Genomic DNA, 15,287 nt, shown 5'->3' with positions numbered 1-15,287 from the left:
CGGTGCGTCCAACGCACCGAACGCCACATTGGGGCGCTTGAGCCGGGGCGTGCAATCCGGGACCGCCGTTGCCAGACTGGCCGGTATGGGACTGCGCAGCGAAGCTTGGTTCAACAACCCCGCCGACCCCGGGATGACCGCGCTCTACCTCGAGCGGTACCAGAACTGGGGCCTGACCCGGGAGGAGCTGCAGTCCGGCAAGCCGATCATCGGGATCGCGCAGACCGGCTCCGACCTCACCCCCTGCAACCGCCACCACCTGCAGCTGGCCGACCGCACGCGCGAAGGCATCCGCGAGGCCGGCGGCATCGCCATCGAGTTCCCGGTCCACCCCATTCAAGAGACCGGCAAACGCCCGACCGCCGCGCTCGACCGCAACCTCGCCTACCTCGGCCTGGTCGAGACGCTCTACGGCTACCCGATCGACGGCGTCGTGCTCACCACCGGCTGCGACAAGACCACCCCGGCGTGCCTGATGGCCGCCGCGACCGTCGACATCCCGGCGATCGTGCTGTCCGGCGGCCCGATGCTCAACGGCTGGTACGACGGCAAGCGCACCGGCTCGGGCACGATCATCTGGAAGGCGCGGGAGCTGCTCGCGGCCGGCGAGATCGACGACGCCGGGTTCATGGAGCTCGTCGCGTCCTCGGCCCCCTCCCCCGGGCACTGCAACACGATGGGCACGGCGTCCACGATGAACGCCCTCGCCGAAGCCCTCGGCATGAGCCTCCCTGGCTGCGCGGCCATCCCGGCCCCGCACCGCGACCGGGCGCGGATGGCCTACCGGACCGGGCTGCGGATCGTCGACATGGTCCGCGAAGACCTCAAGCCGTCGGACATCCTGACGCGCGAGGCGTTCGAGAACGCCATCGTGGTGAGCTCCGCGATCGGCGGCTCGACCAACGCGCCCATCCACATCGGCGCGATCGCCCGGCACATCGGCGTCGACCTGCCCCTGGACGACTGGCAGCGGCTCGGTCACGGCGTCCCGCTGCTGGTCGACCTGCAGCCCGCCGGCAAGTACCTCGGCGAGGAGTTCCACCGCGCGGGCGGGGTCCCGGCCGTGGTGCACGAGCTGATGCGGCACGGGCTGGTCCACGAGGACGCGCCGACGGTCAACGGTCGCACCCTCGGCGACAACTGCCGGGACGCCGAGGCCGGCGACCGGGACGTCATCCGGACCTTCGACACCGCCCTCACCCCCGACGCCGGGTTCCTGGTGCTCAAGGGCAACCTCTTCGACGCGGCGATCATGAAGTCCAGCGTGATCTCGCCGGAGTTCCGGCGGCGGTACCTGGCCGGGGGCGTCTACGAAGGCACCGCGGTCGTGTTCGACGGCCCGGAGGACTACCACGCCCGCATCGACGAGGCGGACCTCGGCGTCGACGAGCACTCGCTGCTGGTCATGCGCGGCACCGGCCCGCTCGGCTACCCGGGCTCCGCGGAGGTGGTGAACATGCGGCCGCCGGCGGAGCTGATCAAGCGGGGCGTGCACGAGCTGCCCTGCCTCGGCGACGGCCGCCAGTCGGGCACCTCCGGCTCGCCGTCGATCCTCAACGCCTCGCCCGAAGCCGCGGCCGGCGGCGGTCTCGCCGTGCTGCGCACCGGGGACCGGGTCCGGATCGACCTCGGCGCCGGCACCGCGGACGTCCTCGTCTCCGACGAGGAACTCGCCCGGCGCCACCGGGAGCTGGCCGAGGCGGGCGGCTACCCCGTGCCCGAGTCGCAGACGCCGTGGCAGCAGATCCAGCGGTCGATGGTCGACCAGCTGTGTGACGGCATGGTGCTGCGCCCGGCCGTCGCGTACCAGCGCATCGCCGCGACGAAGGGCATTCCCCGCGACAACCACTGAGTTTCTCGCTTCGGAAGCGGGGAAAACGGGTATCCAGCCCGGTAGCCGAGGCGAGGAGGCCCCCCATGCTCCCGGATCGAGAACGCCACGCCCTGCGCGAAATCGAGGCGGAGCTGCGCGCGAGTGATCCCGCGTTCGCCGCCGCCCTCAGCGGCCGCTCGCTGCGCGCGCCCAGGCGGTGGAGCCTGTTGCTCCTGCTGTGCGACATCACGGCGGTGACGATGCTGCTCGTGGGCCTGTTCGCCCGCGACGCCGCGCTCGTGCTGTGGGGCACGGTGAGCGCGGGCGCACTGGTGGCCTGGCACATCGCCCGCGCCGAGGCCATCCGCGAGTCCACTGAGGACGGTACCGCCGCCACCGGTTCCCGCTGACGTGCCAGCGCACTACGGCCGCCCCCGGAACGTGCCGGGGGCGGCCGTAGTGGGTCGAGGGGTCACTCAGTCGTAGGACAGCGCCTCGACCAGCTCGCCGGCGCTGGGGTTCGACAGCGCGCGGGCCACGTCGGCCTGGGCGACGATCCCGACGAGGTCGTGCCCGTCGATCACCGGCAGCCGGCGGACGCGGTGCTCGGACATCGTGCGCAGGATCTCCTGGGCGTCGTCGTCCGCGCCGATCGTGACGACCTCGCCCTGGGCGAGTTCGCCGACGTGGACCGCGCGCGGGTCCTTGCCCTCGGCCAGCACCTTCACCACGATGTCGCGGTCGGTGATCATGCCCTTGAGCCGGTTGTCCTCACCGCAGATCGGCAGCGCGCCGACACTCTTCTGGGCCATGGTGACCGCGGCGTCGTGCACGGTGTCGGACTCCCGGGCGCAGGTCGCGTCCGACGTCATGATGTCGCGTGCGGTGGTCATCGTGAACTCCTTTCTCTGGGCGGTTGCGTCTCGGCTACCCGGGCCGGGCACGTTTACCCGCGCCGTGGCCGGGGAATTTCCGGGGGCATGCCGGATTCCCGCGGTGCCGAGCCACCGGACACCACCGACCTCGACCGGTTGCGGTCGGCGGCGTCCGGTTGCCGGGGTTGCCCGCTCTACCAGGACGCCACGCAGACCGTCTTCGGCGAAGGCGACGCCGGGGCGCAGGTCCTCGTCGTCGGCGAGCAGCCCGGCGACAAGGAAGACCTCGCGGGTGAGCCGTTCGTGGGACCGGCCGGGAAACTGCTGGACCGCGCCTTCGAGGAAGCCGGCTTCGACCGGCGGTCGTTGTACGTCACCAACGCGGTCAAGCACTTCAAGTTCAAGCGCGAGGGGAAGCGCCGCATCCACCAGAAGCCGGGCCGCACCGAGGTGGTCGCGTGCCGCCCGTGGCTGCTGGCCGAGCTGCGCGCGGTGCGCCCGGAGCTGGTGCTGTTGCTGGGCGCGACGGCCGCTCAGTCGTTGCTGGGCCCGAAGTTCCGGCTCACCGCCCACCGCGGCGAGCCGGTGGAAGCACCGGCGGACGTCGCCGACCTGGTGCCGTCGGCGCTGGCCACGGTCCACCCGTCGGCGGTGCTGCGGGCCCCGGACCGCGACGACGCCTACGCGGCCTTCGTCGCCGATCTGCGTGCGGCGGCGAAGCTGCTCGGCTGAGTCACGATGCTTTCAGGGCCTTCTCGAGCTCGGCCCGCGTCATCTTCGAGCGGCCCTTCACGCCCTGCTCGCGAGCCAGCTTGTCCAAATCGGACTTCGACAGCTCGGACAGTTTCTTCCCGGCCTTCTTCTTCGGCTCCTTGCCGCCGCCCTTGCGGTTCTTCACGCTGCGCGACAACGCCTCGAACAGGTCGACGACGTCGGCCGAGGGCTCCGGCTCCTCCTCGTGGGTGATCTCCTTGCCTGCTTCCTTCGCCTTGATCAGCTCTTCGACGCGCTTGGAGTATTCGTCGCGGTAGTCCTCGGGTTTCCAGGGCGCGGTCATCTCGTCGACCAGCGCGAGCGCCATGTCGAGCTCCTTGGGCCGCGGTTTCGGCAGCTGCGGCAGCTTGCCCATGACGTCCTTCGGCTTCCGCAGGTCGGCGACGAAGTGCAGGGTGTTGAGCACCATCACGTCCTCGCCGGCGCGGACGGCCGCGAGGTACTCCTTGCCGCGCAGTACGAATTTGGCGATACCGGCCTTCTCGCTGCGGTCCATCGCCTGCAGCAGCAGGCCGTACGCCTTGGCGAAGTCCTCCTTCGCCGGCTTGAGCCAGTACGTCTTGTCGAAGAACCACGGGTCGATCTCGTCGAGCTCGACGAACTGCTCGATGTCGATCCGGCGCGACCGCTCGGGCGCGATCTCGTCCAGTTCGTCCGGTTCGACGAGCACGTGGTCGCCGCCGCCGAGGTCGTAGCCCTTGACGATTTCGTCCTGGGTGACCTCTTCGCCGGTCCGCTCGTTGACCCGCCGGTTGCGGATGCGGTCCGACGTCCCGCGTTCGAACTGGTGGAAGTGGATCGTGTGGTCCGCCACCGCCGGGTACAGCTCCACCGGCACGGTGACCAGTCCCAGGCTCAGTGCGCCGCTCCAGACGGGCCGGGCCATGTCGTCCTCCTGCTTTCCGCGACGGCTATCAGGCGACGTCGCTGGCGCGGCGGCCGCCGCGGTGCAGCCCCAGCATGTCCAGCAGCCGCGCGCAGTCTTCGGGGTCCTTCGCCCGGGCGGCCACGGCCAGCGCCGCCTTGTGGCGCGTGCGCTCCAGCTCGGGTGAGTCCCCGTCGACCAGCAGGTCCGCCACCGGCCGCAGATCGTTGCGCTTGTCTCGCATCTTTCGCTCCCCTCCGGCAGTTCGTTCGCCCGCGGGTTACCCAGGATCCCGCCAGGCGACACGGCAAGCCCCGAAGATCCGGTGCGGCTAGGCCGAACGAGTGAATTCACCCGGGTCCGGCACCGGAGACAGGCAAGGTGGTGAGACCCACGTCACAGCAGGAGGCCGGATGGGCACCCAGCTCCGCATCAGCCGCGAAGACGGCTCACTGCCGTGCGAGGTCTGCGGCTTCCCGACGATGCACGTGGCCCAGGTGGTCGCCGACGACGGCACGGTGCTCGGCCGCACCCTGGTCTGCACGACCTGCCAGCGCAGCAAGCCCCGCCAGGACCCGGCCCCGGTCGAGTCCGAGGCACCCCCGGACGAGGTCCCGGCCGGCTGACCCTGCCGAGTCGGACCGCCCGCTCACGCGGTCGTCGTCGCCACCGCGGTCACGAACTCCGCCGCCACCTCGTGGAGCTTCCGGTTGCCGTCCTGGGAACGCTTCACCAGCCGCTGGAAGGCTTCCTCCGCCGTGATGCGGTGGGCGGCCATCAGGATTCCCTTGGCCTGGTCGATCACCGCACGGGTTTCCAGGGCCCGGTTGAGCTGGTCGACCAGCTCGCGGGCCGCGAAGTAACGCCGCGCGCTGCGGAGGCCGAACACCACCGTGGCCGTGTAGAGCTCGAGGATCTTGGTGCCCAGCTCGCTGAAGCCGTGCTCGCCGAAGCCGAACAGGTTCACCGCGCCGGACATGTCCTCGTCCACCGTCAGCGGTGCGGCGAGGAAGCTCGCCACGCCCAGTTGCCCGGCCGAGGAGACGAACTGCGGCCACAGGTCCCCGACCGCGCCGACGCCGACGCGGACCGGCTGGCCCGTCTCCGCCGCGCGCAGGCACGGTCCGTCCCCGATCCGGTACTGCTCGCGGTCGAAGTTCACCGCCCGCTGGTCGGTGCTGGCCACCGTCTCCGGCACCCCGTCGCGCACCAGGGTGATGCTGGCCATGTCGGCCCCGGGCACCACCTGCACGGCGTGGTCGCACACCGCCTGCAGCATCTGGCCGAGGTCGAGCTCGCTGTCCAGCATCGCGGTCAGCGACTCCATCGCGAGCGTGACTTCGTCCAGCCGCGCGGTGAGCTGCTCATGGCCGCCCGTCATCCTGGTGACGCCCCTCCTTCTGACAGGGCGCTCTCAACCAGGGGGGACCCGGGCGCGCGCCACTAGTGGGCCGCTAGCGCTTTAACGGGTCCAGCGCGAGATTACTGCATCGCGATCAGCCCGGGCACGAGCGGTCACCACCGCGGCGCGCCGCACGCCCGTTCGGAGCAACGTCGGTTGCGCGCCGGGAGCGCGGAGTTAGTCTCGGTTGCACGGTTCAACCAGCAGCCGCTCCGACTCCCCCCGAGCGCGGCCGCGGCCGCGCCGCACCAGGACGGTGGCGAACCGGCATGAGCTCTCACTCCAGCCTGCGGCTGCGCACGGCGTGGCCCGCCCCGCACGCGGTACTGGTGACCGCGCGCGGCGACCTCGACAGCGCGACGGCAGGCGACCTGGCCGCGCTGCTCTCCGACCGCCTGTGGGCGACACCGGACCGGCTGGTCGTCGATCTGTCCGAAGTGGACTTCCTCGGCGTGGCCGGGATCCGGGTGCTGCTGCACGCGGCGCTGCAGGCCGGGTCGGGCGGCACCGAGCTGCTCGTCGTCACCGGGACCAACCCGATGGTCCGGCGAGCCCTGCAGGTCACCGGGGCGGACCAGCGCCTCGCCTTGACCGCGCACCGGCCCGCCCCCGCACCCGCCTGAGCCGCCTACCCGCGCAGGGCCGGCAGCAGTTCCTTCTCGGCGAAGTCGAGGAAGCCCTCCTGCTGGTCACCGCCGATCTGGACCAGCGCCACGTCGGTGAAGCCCGCCTTTTCGAACTCCCGCACCGCCTCGGCGATCGGCTCGACGTCCGGGCCGCACGGGATCGACCCGGCGACGTCCTCCTCGCGGACGAACTGCGTCGCCCCGGCGAACCCGGCCGGGCCCGGGAGCTCGGCGTTGACCTTCCAGCCGCCGGCGAACCAGCGGAACTGCTCGTGCGCGCGCTGGACGGCGGCGTCGCGGTCGGTGCCCCACGACACCGGCAGCTGCCCGACCTTGCGGCTCGGCGCGCCACCCAGCTTCGTCGCGTCCCACTCCTGGGACAGCTCCACCTTCGGCTCGACGGCGATCATCACGTCGGCGACCGGGGCGAACTTCCGGACCGACTGCGAACCGGACACCGCGACGCCGATCGGCGTCCGCTTTTCCGGCAGGTCCCACAGCTTCGCCGAGTCGACGCGGAAGTGCTTGCCCTCGTAGTCGAAGTAGCCGCCGTCGAACAGGCCGCCGATGATCTGCACGGCCTCGGCCAGCATCTCGTGCCGGACGTTGGCCGGCGGCCAGCCCTGGCCGATGACGTGCTCGTTGAGGTTCTCCCCCGCCCCGAGGCCGAGGGTGAACCGGCCGCCCGAGAGCGCCTGGATGGTTGCGGCCTTCTGCGCCACGACCGCCGGGTGGTAGCGCATGGTCGGGCAGGTCACGTAGGTCATCAGCTCGGCTCGTTCGGTCACCTGCGTGACCGCGCCCAGCACGCTCCAGGCGTAGGGCGCGTGCCCCTGTTCGTCCAGCCAGGGCGAGTAGTGGTCGCTCATGACCTCGAAGTCGAAGCCGGCCCGTTCCGCGCCGGCGGCGTACCGGACCAGGTCGTCCGGGCCTGCCTGCTCGGTCATCAGGGTGTAGCCGATCCGCATCGGCGCCTCCTCTCGGTCAACCCCCCGCTTACCCCCCGCGAGCAGCGGGTAACCCACCACGACCCGGACGTTTGCCGCGCGATCAAGCGGGTACCCACCCCGCGAGACGAGGACGAAGGGAGCGGGCATGCCTCAGTCGTGGAGCGGCAAACGCGAACGCCAGTACGAGCACATCAAGGACTCGGCCGAGGACCGCGGGGCGAGCAGCGAACGGGCCAAGGAGATCGCGGCCCGGACGGTGAACAAGAACCGCGCCCGATCGGGTGAGTCCCGGCAGGCGAGCAAGACCTCGCTCAAGGGTAAGTCGCCCCAGCAGCGCGGCGGCGAGCGGTCCGGCAACCGCAAGGGCCCCGGCGGCCTGACAAAGGACCAGCTCTACAACGAAGCGAAGAAGAAGAACATCGACGGCCGCTCGAAGATGACCAAGAAGGAACTCGAACAGGCGCTGGGCCGGTGACCAAACCCGAAATCCCTGATCACGAAGTGTCGCCATTACACCGGATGGGTAGTACCTCCCGCATGGAAGAAACTCGAAGCGACAGCTCGTTCGGCGGCAAGCCGACCGTCGACGAGCTGCTCGACGAACTCGTCGAGCTGCGCCTGCCCGCCATGGCGGAGCAGATCCCGCTGGTCCGGATGCTCACGCACGGCGTGGTCTCGCGCGCGGACTTCGGCCTGGACGCCATCGCCGACGCCAAGATGGCCGTCGACGAGGCGTGCGCCCAGCTCGTCCAGCTGGCCGAGCTCGGCTCCCAGCTGCAGTGCCGCTTCCGCCTGGCCCCGGACGGCCTGCACGTGATCGTGTCGACCCGCTCGACCGACCCGAGGCCGCCGAGCGACCGCACGTTCGGCTGGCACGTGCTGACGACCCTGAGCCGGTCCGTGACGGCCCACTGCGACGTGCTGCCCGGTGGAGGTGCGGGCATCGTGACGATCGAGCTGGTGCTCAACCCGGGAACGAGCGCGTGAGCAGCGAGCGAAAAACCCTCCTCCACCGCCCCGACGAATATGCCCACTGCGAGCCGCTGTTCGAGGAACTGGGCACCCTCGAGGCCGGTGACCCGCGGCGCGAGGTCGTCCGCAGCAAGCTCGTCACCGAGCTCCTCCCGCTGGCCGAGCACATCGCCACCCGGTTCTCCGGCCGCGGCGAGCCGCGTGAGGACCTGGTCCAGGTGGCCCGGATCGGCCTGATCAACGCGGTCGACCGGTTCGACCCCACCCGCGGCCACGACTTCCTGTCCTTCGCGGTCCCGACGATCATGGGCGAGGTCCGCAGGCACTTCCGCGACACCGGCTGGTCGGTGCGGGTCCCCCGCCGGCTCAAGGAGCTGCACCTCTCGCTCAGCCAGGGCTCTGCGGTGCTGTCGCAGCGCCTGGGCCGTGCGCCGACGCCGACGGAGCTGGCGGAGCACCTGAACCTGGACGTCGACGAGGTCCGTGAGGGCCTGCTGGCGGGGAACGCGTACCAGGCGCTGTCGGTGGACAAGCCGGTGCACGACGACGCGGAGGCGTTGTCGCTGGCGGACACCATGGGAGAACCCGACCACGAGATGGCCATGGTCGAGAACCACGAGGCGCTTCAGCCGCTGCTGCAGGAGCTGCCGAAGCGGGAACGGGCTATTTTGGTCATGCGGTTCTTCGGGGGGTTGACGCAGACTCAGATCGCCGATCGGGTCGGGATCTCGCAGATGCATGTGTCTCGGTTGTTGTCTCAGACCTTGGAACAGTTGCGGGGGAAGCTCACCGGCGAAGGCTGAAGGGCACCTTCCTCGCATCCGATGGGAGGAAGGTGCCCTTCAGCGCGTTCGGGTCGGCCCCGGCAGAGCTCAGCCCAGCCAACCGGGGCGCGTGCCCTTCCGGACCCGGCGCCACTCTTGCGAGAACCTCTCCCGCAGCTCTTCGGCCCGGCCGGCGTCCCGGGCGTGGAGCATCCCGAAGGTGAAGGTGTTCTGGCCCTCGCCGTGGCCCGCCACTGCGAGGTGCCGCAGTACCTCGCGGCCGACGACCGTGTCCTGGTGCTCGCCCAGTGTTCCCTGTACCGCCTTGACGTTCTTGCGCCACTTCCGCAGCTTCTTGCCGTACACCGGCTTCGCGACGTCGGCCGCGTATCGGGCTCGCTTCGCCTTCTTCCGGACGTCGTGTAGTGCCTTCTCTCGCTCGTCGCCCGTCGACCTTCGCGCTGTGGCCTCGGCGCGGCTCAGCTTCGATGCGGCCTTCCGCAGGGGCTTCTGCAGCCCGGCCTTCGCGGGCTTTCGTGCCTTCGCGGTCAATGGCGGCTTCTCCAGCAACGCATCCAGCGCACGCTGCAACCGCAGGTAGCGCTTGGACGCCAGTGCTGCCAGCGCGCGAGTGCGGCCCTCCTCGGCCTCACGGGCGAAGTAGCGGGTCAGGAACTGGCGCAGGGGGCCGAACACCAGCTCCGATGGCAGGTCGTCGAGGCGCGCTCGGAGGCGGGCCTCGGTGACTTCCGTGTCTCGAGACGGGGACAGCTCGCGGCCCAGCCACTGCAGCTCCGTCACCACCGGGCCCGGGTCGATCAGGCTGCCGAAGGTGCGAAGCGTGCTCCGCAGCTTCCGGATCGCCACCCGCATCTGGTGCACGGAATCGTCGACGTCCAGCCGGACTCCTACGTCCGCCCGCCGCAGCCGGCCGTGCTGCTCTCGCAATGCCGCCACCACCACGTCGCCCGCGGTTGGCTTCTTCGGCAGCCCGGCCTGCTTCGGGACCCGGTCGCCGATGAGCCGCCGTAGCTTTGATGACCATGGGGATGCCGAGGCGCCCGCGGCGATCAGGGCTCGGTCGAACTCGTCGAGGAGGCCGGGGTCGGCCGCCGGATCCAGCTCGAGTTCCAGCTCGCGCCACGAGTCGATGTGGACTGTTTCGCCGCCGACCTCGCCCGTCACGTGGTCGTCGGTCAGCGTCGCTATCGTGGCGCCGGTCGCGTCGGTGAGGCGGTGGGCGAACCTGTCCGTGCGCAAGCGGGCTATCGGTACCAGCTTCTCCCCCAGTGTGTACGCCCGCACCAGCCTGCGCAGGCGGCCGGGCACCTTGTGGGGATCACCGCCCAGGGGGAGCTGCAGCTCCTGCCGCTCGTCGGCCGATACCGGCAGCTTCAGGTGCCAGCCCGCGTCCGGCCCGCCGACCCGCCGCCGCAGCGTGATGCCGCCGCGGGCCAGGCGGAACGTCTTCGTGTCGTAGTACGACGCGTCGAGGACGTGCTCGACCGGATCGTCCTGGGTTTCGACGCCGGCGACGCCGATCAGGCGGGGTACGCCGCTGCCCGCGACGATCTCGTACTTGCGTTCGCGCTCGATCACCGCGGACGGCGCTGCCATGGTTCGTCCTCCCTGGGGCCCGGTTTGTCGTAGGAATACCCGAGCAGGCCGTGGCCGACACGGGATTCGGCGCCGGAACAGCGGGTATCCCCTTCTGCGAACCCGAGCCCGGACCAGGAGAGTGCATGAACGGCAACCAGCCCGCAACCGACCTGACGACCGTCCTCGCCGGCGACCACCGCGAGCTCGACCGGCTCTGCACCGAGCTCGAGCTCGGCCAGGGCAGCCCGGAGAACCGCAAGGACCTCGCCGATCACCTGATCGCGGAGCTGGTCCGGCACGCCGTCGCCGAAGAACCCTTCCTCGACGGCGACGGCGAGCTCGCCGAGGCGGACGGCCTGATGCGGCAGCTCGAAGGCGTCGGACCGCAGGAGCCGCGGTTCGAGCGCCTGCTGGGCGGGCTGATCCGCGCCGTCCGGCGGCACGTGCGCGAGGAAGGGCCCGCGGCCGAGCGGGAGATCCGGCGCACCTGCTCCGCCGAACGGCAGGCCGAACTCGGCAGAGCCGTCGTCGAAAGCCGCGAGGCCGCGCCGACGCTCCCCCACCCGGATCTGGCCGACCGGGTGCCGCAGGCCGACCAGCTGTGGCCGGGGCCGGGGTTCGTCGACCGGGCCCGTGCCGCGCTGCGCACCCCGGCATCGGGTTGAATGGGAGGTCGGCCACCCGTACCGAGGACAGTGAGGATCCATGAGCGTCGGCGAAGAGGAGTGGGCCCGGGAACGGGCCGGGTTCGGACAGGACGGTGCCCCGGCGCCGGGGCTGCTGGCCGGGCAGTTCGCCGACCTCACCCGCACCCTGCTCGACGCGACACCGACCGTCGGCGGTGTGCTCAAGCTCGTCGTCGGCGGCGCGACCGCGCTCGTGCCGGGCGCCGACCTGGTCAGCGTCACCCTGCGGGACGCCGACGGCCGGTTCCACACCCCGATCGAAACGGACGCCGTCGCCGAGCGGCTCGACCAGGTGCAGTACGACCACGGCGAAGGCCCGTGCGTCGAGTCGGCCCGCCCGGACGGCCCGGCCGTCGGCTGGTCGCAGGACCTGGGCCGGGACCCGCGCTGGCCGGTGTTCGGCCCGGCCGCCGCCCGCCACGGCTACCACTCGGTGCTGGCCACCGCGCTGCTCCCGGACGCCCGCCCACCCCGGCTTTCCGGCGCGCTCAACATCTATTCGCGCACCCCGGGGGCGTTCGACGCGCGGGCGATCGACATCGCGCTGCTGCTGGCGACGCACGCGTCACTGGCCCTCTCCCACAGCGAGGCCGTGGCCACCGCGGAGCTGGAGGCGGCGCACCTGCGCCGCGCGGTGGACAGCCGGGACGTCATCGGCCAGGCGAAGGGCATCCTGATGCAGCGCCGCGGCATCAGCGCCGACGAGGCCTTCGACGTGCTGCGCCGCGCGTCCCAGGACCTCAACGTCAAGCTCGCCGACCTGGCGCGGACCCTGGCCGCGCGGCACACCGAGGTGGACCTGCCGCCGGCCGCCGAAGGCTGACACGCCGAAAGGGGCACTTTCTCGTGAAAGTGCCCCTTTCGGTGGTGGTCACTGGGCCGAATAGGGGGCCCGGTTCTCCAGCGACGGGCTGGCGGCCGGGTAACGACCGTCCTGGCCCGGCACCGGGGTGACCGTCGGGCCCTGGTCAGCCTCCACCCGCGGGCGGGGGCCGCGCTGGACGACCGCCTCCACCTCCTGCTCACCGCGGATGCGGGCCAGGACGCCGAGGGTGATCGCGTGGGCCAGTGCGAGGATCAGCAGCAGCACACCGATCCGCCCGACGACGCCGGGCAGGTCGCTGCCGCCCATGTCGATGGTCGAGATCAGGGCCAGCACACCCAGCGTGGCGAGGTGGAACAGCACCGTGACCAGGCGCGTCATCGACGCGCCCGCCGCCGGGTCGCCGTAGGAGTTCTCCAGGTACCGGCGGCCGCTGCGGTAGATGATCTGCCCGTCTATCAGGACCAGCGCAACGCCGATCGCGAGGAACGACAGGTACGCGTTCGTGGTCATGCCGGACGCTCCTTCCTGGGGGACCTTGCCGGAGGAATACCCGGCAGGTCGCGCAGGGAAACGCCCCCGTCACGCGGTGAACACCGTCACCCGGCGAAGCTGTCCGGGTCCGGCCCGGTGCGGCGGCCTTCGTCGAGCCTGCCGATCGCCGCCAGGTCCTCGTCGTCGAGCTCGAAACCGAACACGTCGAGGTTCTCGCGCATCCGCCCGGGCGAGGCGGACTTCGGGAAGACGATGTTGCCGAGCTGGACGTGCCAGCGGAGGACGACCTGCGCCGGGGTCCGCCCGTGTTTCTCCGCCAGGCCGGTGAGCACCGGGTCGCCGAGGACCTCGGCCTGGGCCAGCGGGCTCCACGCCTCGGTGGCGATCCCGTGCGCCCGGTGGTACTCGCGCAGCCCCGGCTGCTGCAGCGCCGGGTGCAGCTCGATCTGGTTGACCGCGGGCACCAGGGACGTCTCCGCGGCGAGCCGGTCGAGGTGGGCGGGCTGGAAGTTCGACACGCCGACCGCGCGGGCCTTGCCCGCCCGCAGGATGTCCTCGAAGCCCAGCCAGGTGCGGACGTAGTTGTCCTTGGCCGGCAGCGGCCAGTGGATCAGGTAGAGGTCGACGTAGTCGAAGCCGAGCCGGCGCAGGCTGCCTTCGAGCGCGGTGATCGCGTTGTCGTGCCCGTGCGCGTCGTTCGCCAGCTTCGTCGTGACGAACACGTCTTCACGGGCCACGCCCGCTTCCGCGATCCCGGCGGCGACGCCGGCTTCGTTGCGGTACATCTGCGCGGTGTCGACATGGCGGTACCCCGCTTCGAGGGCCGTCCGCACGGCTTGCGCGGTCTCCTCCGGCGGGATCTGGAACACGCCGAACCCCAGCTGCGGGATGCGCACGCCGTTGTTCAGTTCGAGGACCGGAACGCCGGCAGTGGTGGTCGTCATGGGTACGGCCTACCCGGCGTTCCCCGGACGTGAAACGCGGCGGGGCGGGTGATCCCCGCCCCGCCGCGACAACTCACCCCGAACGGGTGACCTGGCGAGAACTACTGCCCCGGGCGGTCCACGTCACCCCGCCAGCCGCCGGTCTCCCGGCCGCGCTGCTCGATGTATTCCTTGAACCGCTTGAGATCGCCCTTCACCCGGCGGTCGAGGACGCCGAGCTTGTCGGCGACGTTCTCGGCGAAGCCCTCCGGGTCGATGTCCATCTGGGCGGTCACCCGGGTGTGCGAGTCGTCCAGCCGGTGAAAGGTGATCACGCCGGCGTGGTCCGGCCCGGAGTCCGACGTCCAGGCGACCCGCTCGTCGGGGTGCTGCTCGGTGATCGTCGCGTCGAATTCGCGCGTCACGCCACCGAACCGCGTCACCCAGTGGGTGTGGGTGGCGTCCACCTGGCGGATTTCCTCGACGCCCTCCATGAACTTCGGGAATTCCTCGAACTGCGTCCACTGGTTGTACGCGGTGGAAACGGGGACTTCCACGTCCACGATTTCGGTGATCGTGCTCATGCACTCCTCCTGGTCGATGGTCGGTGCAATTCGGCTACCCGGTGCACCGGCGGTCAAACCCGGCGCGGTTGACCGGTGCCGGGCCCGGGTACTCGCCGCCCAGGCAAAGGAGGTGTTCGGTGATCGAAGAGGCAAACAGGAAACCGGCGGCCGACCGTTCGGTCGGCGAGCTGGTGACGGACCTGACCGACGAGGTCAAGCGGCTCGTCCGGGACGAGATGCGGCTCGCGGTCTTCGAACTGCAGCGCAAGGGCAAGAAGATGGGTCTTGGCGCCGGGTTGTTCGGCGCGGCGGGCCTGTTCGCGTTCCTCGGCGCCGGCACGCTGGTCGCGGCCGCCGTGCTGGCGCTCGCGCTGGTCGTGCCGGGCTGGCTGGCCGCGGTGATCGTCGCGGTCGCGCTGTTCGTCGTCGCCGGGATCGCGGCGCTGGTGGGCAAGAAGGAAGTGACGCAAGGGGTGCCACCGGTGCCCGAGGAAGCCATCAGCGGCGTCCGCGAGGACGTGGACACCGTGAAGCAGGGAGTGCGGACATGAGCGGGGACTTCCCGAAGAACGCCGAGGAGGCGCGGCTCGACCGGGACACCACCCGGGAGGAACTCACCGAGACCCTCACGGCGCTCGGGCAGAAGCTCGACGTCAAGACGAGGGTCAAGGAGAACGTCGACGAGAAGCTCGACCAGGCGACCGCGAAGGTCGCCGACGTGACGAACGAGCCGACCGCGGTGAAGTTCCGCCAGGGCGCCGACGCCGTCCGCGCCAACCCGCTGCCGGTCTTCGCCGGCGTGCTGGGCCTGCTGATCGTGATCCGCCTGATCCTGCGACGGAGGAACAACTCGTGAACAAAGCGCTCTACAAGCCGCTGAGCTGGGTCGTGGGTGCGCTGGGCGGCATCCTCGCCGGCCAGGTCTTCAAGCAGGTCTGGAGCCGCGTGGCCGGGGAGGACGACGCCCCCGACGCCACTGACCGCGACTACACCTGGCGGCAGGTGGTCGTCGCGGCGGCGGTGCAGGGGGCGATCTTCGGTGCCGTCAAGGCCGCCACCGAGCGGGCCGGTGCGGTCGGCTACCGCAAGGCCACCGGCGACTGGCCGGGCGACGACTGAATATCGCCGTCTTGGATGTCCACAGTGGACGGCGG

General features: G+C 71.0%; 22 protein-coding genes. 13 read left to right on the top strand and 9 right to left on the bottom strand.

Annotation, left to right across the window (positions count from 1 at the left end):
* Positions 1 to 85 precede the first annotated feature (85 nt).
* Together BLW76_RS23435 and BLW76_RS23430 are read left to right on the top strand one after the other, a co-directional pair.
* Positions 86 to 1,852 carry an IlvD/Edd family dehydratase gene (locus BLW76_RS23435; RefSeq protein WP_091310965.1) on the top strand — a complete coding sequence of 589 codons (1,767 nt, stop codon included), beginning with the start codon at positions 86 to 88 and terminating at the stop codon, positions 1,850 to 1,852.
* Between the two features lie 65 nt (positions 1,853 to 1,917).
* Positions 1,918 to 2,223, top strand: a complete 306-nt coding sequence (locus tag BLW76_RS23430; protein ID WP_091310962.1) for a DUF3040 domain-containing protein — start codon at positions 1,918 to 1,920, stop codon at positions 2,221 to 2,223.
* A gap of 66 nt (positions 2,224 to 2,289) precedes the next feature.
* On the opposite strand, the gene BLW76_RS23425 is transcribed toward BLW76_RS23430, so the two are convergent.
* On the bottom strand, positions 2,290 to 2,706 hold the full coding sequence (locus BLW76_RS23425; protein ID WP_091310960.1) for a CBS domain-containing protein: 417 nt from the start codon (positions 2,704 to 2,706) through the stop codon (positions 2,290 to 2,292).
* An 87-nt stretch (positions 2,707 to 2,793) separates the two neighbouring features.
* On the opposite strand from BLW76_RS23425, the gene BLW76_RS23420 reads away from it, so the two are divergent.
* Entirely contained in the window at positions 2,794 to 3,420 is a 627-nt protein-coding gene (locus BLW76_RS23420; RefSeq protein WP_091310957.1) for a UdgX family uracil-DNA binding protein, read from the top strand.
* Position 3,421: 1 nt separating this feature from the next.
* Here BLW76_RS23420 and ku read toward each other — a convergent pair whose 3' ends face one another.
* Both ku and BLW76_RS23410 read right to left on the bottom strand, forming a co-directional pair.
* Positions 3,422 to 4,348, bottom strand: coding sequence for a non-homologous end joining protein Ku (gene ku, locus BLW76_RS23415; RefSeq protein ID WP_091310954.1), 927 nt, complete (start codon positions 4,346 to 4,348; stop codon positions 3,422 to 3,424).
* A gap of 28 nt (positions 4,349 to 4,376) precedes the next feature.
* On the bottom strand, positions 4,377 to 4,571 hold the full coding sequence (locus BLW76_RS23410; RefSeq protein WP_091310951.1) for a hypothetical protein: 195 nt from the start codon (positions 4,569 to 4,571) through the stop codon (positions 4,377 to 4,379).
* A gap of 169 nt (positions 4,572 to 4,740) precedes the next feature.
* Between BLW76_RS23410 and BLW76_RS23405 the strand changes: the two genes are divergently transcribed.
* Positions 4,741 to 4,953, top strand: coding sequence for a hypothetical protein (locus BLW76_RS23405; RefSeq protein ID WP_091310948.1), 213 nt, complete (start codon positions 4,741 to 4,743; stop codon positions 4,951 to 4,953).
* 23 nt (positions 4,954 to 4,976) lie between these two features.
* Here the strand turns inward: BLW76_RS23405 and BLW76_RS23400 are convergent, their stop codons facing one another.
* Positions 4,977 to 5,708, bottom strand: a complete 732-nt coding sequence (locus BLW76_RS23400) for a GAF and ANTAR domain-containing protein (RefSeq protein ID WP_091310946.1) — start codon at positions 5,706 to 5,708, stop codon at positions 4,977 to 4,979.
* Between the two features lie 290 nt (positions 5,709 to 5,998).
* Between BLW76_RS23400 and BLW76_RS23395 the strand changes: the two genes are divergently transcribed.
* Positions 5,999 to 6,352 carry an STAS domain-containing protein gene (locus BLW76_RS23395; protein WP_091310944.1) on the top strand — a complete coding sequence of 118 codons (354 nt, stop codon included), beginning with the start codon at positions 5,999 to 6,001 and terminating at the stop codon, positions 6,350 to 6,352.
* Positions 6,353 to 6,357: 5 nt separating this feature from the next.
* Here the strand turns inward: BLW76_RS23395 and BLW76_RS23390 are convergent, their stop codons facing one another.
* The gene (locus BLW76_RS23390) at positions 6,358 to 7,323 is read right to left on the bottom strand and encodes an LLM class F420-dependent oxidoreductase (RefSeq protein WP_091310942.1); all 966 of its coding nucleotides are present in this window, start codon (positions 7,321 to 7,323) and stop codon (positions 6,358 to 6,360) included.
* Between the two features lie 127 nt (positions 7,324 to 7,450).
* Between BLW76_RS23390 and BLW76_RS23385 the strand changes: the two genes are divergently transcribed.
* The 3 genes from BLW76_RS23385 to BLW76_RS23375 all read left to right on the top strand — a co-directional run bounded on the left by BLW76_RS23385 (position 7,451) and on the right by BLW76_RS23375 (position 9,080).
* Positions 7,451 to 7,780: a plasmid stabilization protein gene (locus BLW76_RS23385; protein ID WP_091310940.1), complete on the top strand. Its 330-nt coding sequence runs from the start codon at positions 7,451 to 7,453 to the stop codon at positions 7,778 to 7,780.
* A 62-nt stretch (positions 7,781 to 7,842) separates the two neighbouring features.
* Complete coding sequence (locus tag BLW76_RS23380) at positions 7,843 to 8,292, top strand: ATP-binding protein (protein ID WP_091310939.1); 450 nt, start codon at positions 7,843 to 7,845, stop codon at positions 8,290 to 8,292.
* On the top strand, positions 8,289 to 9,080 hold the full coding sequence (locus BLW76_RS23375) for a SigB/SigF/SigG family RNA polymerase sigma factor (RefSeq protein WP_091310937.1): 792 nt from the start codon (positions 8,289 to 8,291) through the stop codon (positions 9,078 to 9,080). The genes BLW76_RS23380 and BLW76_RS23375 overlap by 4 nt, the downstream gene beginning before the upstream one ends.
* A 69-nt stretch (positions 9,081 to 9,149) precedes the next feature.
* Here BLW76_RS23375 and BLW76_RS23370 read toward each other — a convergent pair whose 3' ends face one another.
* Positions 9,150 to 10,658 carry a CYTH and CHAD domain-containing protein gene (locus tag BLW76_RS23370; protein ID WP_091310936.1) on the bottom strand — a complete coding sequence of 503 codons (1,509 nt, stop codon included), beginning with the start codon at positions 10,656 to 10,658 and terminating at the stop codon, positions 9,150 to 9,152.
* Between the two features lie 125 nt (positions 10,659 to 10,783).
* Here BLW76_RS23370 and BLW76_RS23365 point away from each other — a divergent pair, with 125 nt between their 5' ends.
* A complete protein-coding gene (locus BLW76_RS23365) occupies positions 10,784 to 11,305 on the top strand; it encodes a hemerythrin domain-containing protein (protein ID WP_091310934.1) in 522 nt (173 codons plus the stop codon).
* A gap of 40 nt (positions 11,306 to 11,345) precedes the next feature.
* Positions 11,346 to 12,149: a GAF and ANTAR domain-containing protein gene (locus tag BLW76_RS23360; protein ID WP_091310933.1), complete on the top strand. Its 804-nt coding sequence runs from the start codon at positions 11,346 to 11,348 to the stop codon at positions 12,147 to 12,149.
* Between the two features lie 48 nt (positions 12,150 to 12,197).
* On the opposite strand, the gene BLW76_RS23355 is transcribed toward BLW76_RS23360, so the two are convergent.
* The 3 genes from BLW76_RS23355 to BLW76_RS23345 form a co-directional block, all read right to left on the bottom strand.
* Positions 12,198 to 12,662, bottom strand: a complete 465-nt coding sequence (locus BLW76_RS23355) for a hypothetical protein (protein WP_091310931.1) — start codon at positions 12,660 to 12,662, stop codon at positions 12,198 to 12,200.
* A gap of 86 nt (positions 12,663 to 12,748) precedes the next feature.
* Complete coding sequence (locus tag BLW76_RS23350) at positions 12,749 to 13,588, bottom strand: aldo/keto reductase (protein ID WP_091310929.1); 840 nt, start codon at positions 13,586 to 13,588, stop codon at positions 12,749 to 12,751.
* A 101-nt stretch (positions 13,589 to 13,689) separates the two neighbouring features.
* Complete coding sequence (locus BLW76_RS23345) at positions 13,690 to 14,151, bottom strand: SRPBCC family protein (RefSeq protein WP_091310926.1); 462 nt, start codon at positions 14,149 to 14,151, stop codon at positions 13,690 to 13,692.
* A gap of 119 nt (positions 14,152 to 14,270) precedes the next feature.
* On the opposite strand from BLW76_RS23345, the gene BLW76_RS23340 reads away from it, so the two are divergent.
* Genes BLW76_RS23340 through BLW76_RS23330 form a run of 3 tightly spaced genes read left to right on the top strand, consistent with a single transcriptional unit; the run spans position 14,271 to position 15,252 of the window.
* On the top strand, positions 14,271 to 14,684 hold the full coding sequence (locus BLW76_RS23340) for a phage holin family protein (RefSeq protein ID WP_091310924.1): 414 nt from the start codon (positions 14,271 to 14,273) through the stop codon (positions 14,682 to 14,684).
* On the top strand, positions 14,681 to 14,989 hold the full coding sequence (locus tag BLW76_RS23335) for a DUF3618 domain-containing protein (RefSeq protein ID WP_091310921.1): 309 nt from the start codon (positions 14,681 to 14,683) through the stop codon (positions 14,987 to 14,989). The genes BLW76_RS23340 and BLW76_RS23335 overlap by 4 nt, the downstream gene beginning before the upstream one ends.
* Positions 14,986 to 15,252, top strand: coding sequence for a DUF4235 domain-containing protein (locus BLW76_RS23330; RefSeq protein WP_091310919.1), 267 nt, complete (start codon positions 14,986 to 14,988; stop codon positions 15,250 to 15,252). Before BLW76_RS23335 ends, BLW76_RS23330 begins: the two co-directional genes overlap by 4 nt.
* Positions 15,253 to 15,287 lie beyond the last annotated feature (35 nt).

It is taken from the genome of Amycolatopsis tolypomycina, from assembly GCF_900105945.1.
In the GTDB taxonomy this organism is placed as follows: domain Bacteria; phylum Actinomycetota; class Actinomycetes; order Mycobacteriales; family Pseudonocardiaceae; genus Amycolatopsis; species Amycolatopsis tolypomycina.
This window is presented reverse-complemented; position numbering and strand designations above follow the sequence as displayed.

Excerpts from the sequence above, each read along its gene's own strand:
- BLW76_RS23435 (WP_091310965.1), top strand. The coding sequence starts at position 86 with ATGGGACTGCGCAGCGAAGCTTGGTTCAACAACCCCGCCGACCCCGGG.
- BLW76_RS23430 (WP_091310962.1), top strand. The coding sequence starts at position 1,918 with ATGCTCCCGGATCGAGAACGCCACGCCCTGCGCGAAATCGAGGCGGAG.
- BLW76_RS23425 (WP_091310960.1), bottom strand. The coding sequence starts at position 2,706 with ATGACCACCGCACGCGACATCATGACGTCGGACGCGACCTGCGCCCGG.
- BLW76_RS23420 (WP_091310957.1), top strand. The coding sequence starts at position 2,794 with ATGCCGGATTCCCGCGGTGCCGAGCCACCGGACACCACCGACCTCGAC.
- ku (WP_091310954.1), bottom strand. The coding sequence starts at position 4,348 with ATGGCCCGGCCCGTCTGGAGCGGCGCACTGAGCCTGGGACTGGTCACC.
- BLW76_RS23410 (WP_091310951.1), bottom strand. The coding sequence starts at position 4,571 with ATGCGAGACAAGCGCAACGATCTGCGGCCGGTGGCGGACCTGCTGGTC.
- BLW76_RS23405 (WP_091310948.1), top strand. The coding sequence starts at position 4,741 with ATGGGCACCCAGCTCCGCATCAGCCGCGAAGACGGCTCACTGCCGTGC.
- BLW76_RS23400 (WP_091310946.1), bottom strand. The coding sequence starts at position 5,708 with ATGACGGGCGGCCATGAGCAGCTCACCGCGCGGCTGGACGAAGTCACG.
- BLW76_RS23395 (WP_091310944.1), top strand. The coding sequence starts at position 5,999 with ATGAGCTCTCACTCCAGCCTGCGGCTGCGCACGGCGTGGCCCGCCCCG.
- BLW76_RS23390 (WP_091310942.1), bottom strand. The coding sequence starts at position 7,323 with ATGCGGATCGGCTACACCCTGATGACCGAGCAGGCAGGCCCGGACGAC.
- BLW76_RS23385 (WP_091310940.1), top strand. The coding sequence starts at position 7,451 with ATGCCTCAGTCGTGGAGCGGCAAACGCGAACGCCAGTACGAGCACATC.
- BLW76_RS23380 (WP_091310939.1), top strand. The coding sequence starts at position 7,843 with ATGGAAGAAACTCGAAGCGACAGCTCGTTCGGCGGCAAGCCGACCGTC.
- BLW76_RS23370 (WP_091310936.1), bottom strand. The coding sequence starts at position 10,658 with ATGGCAGCGCCGTCCGCGGTGATCGAGCGCGAACGCAAGTACGAGATC.
- BLW76_RS23365 (WP_091310934.1), top strand. The coding sequence starts at position 10,784 with ATGAACGGCAACCAGCCCGCAACCGACCTGACGACCGTCCTCGCCGGC.
- BLW76_RS23360 (WP_091310933.1), top strand. The coding sequence starts at position 11,346 with ATGAGCGTCGGCGAAGAGGAGTGGGCCCGGGAACGGGCCGGGTTCGGA.
- BLW76_RS23355 (WP_091310931.1), bottom strand. The coding sequence starts at position 12,662 with ATGACCACGAACGCGTACCTGTCGTTCCTCGCGATCGGCGTTGCGCTG.
- BLW76_RS23350 (WP_091310929.1), bottom strand. The coding sequence starts at position 13,588 with ATGACGACCACCACTGCCGGCGTTCCGGTCCTCGAACTGAACAACGGC.
- BLW76_RS23345 (WP_091310926.1), bottom strand. The coding sequence starts at position 14,151 with ATGAGCACGATCACCGAAATCGTGGACGTGGAAGTCCCCGTTTCCACC.
- BLW76_RS23335 (WP_091310921.1), top strand. The coding sequence starts at position 14,681 with ATGAGCGGGGACTTCCCGAAGAACGCCGAGGAGGCGCGGCTCGACCGG.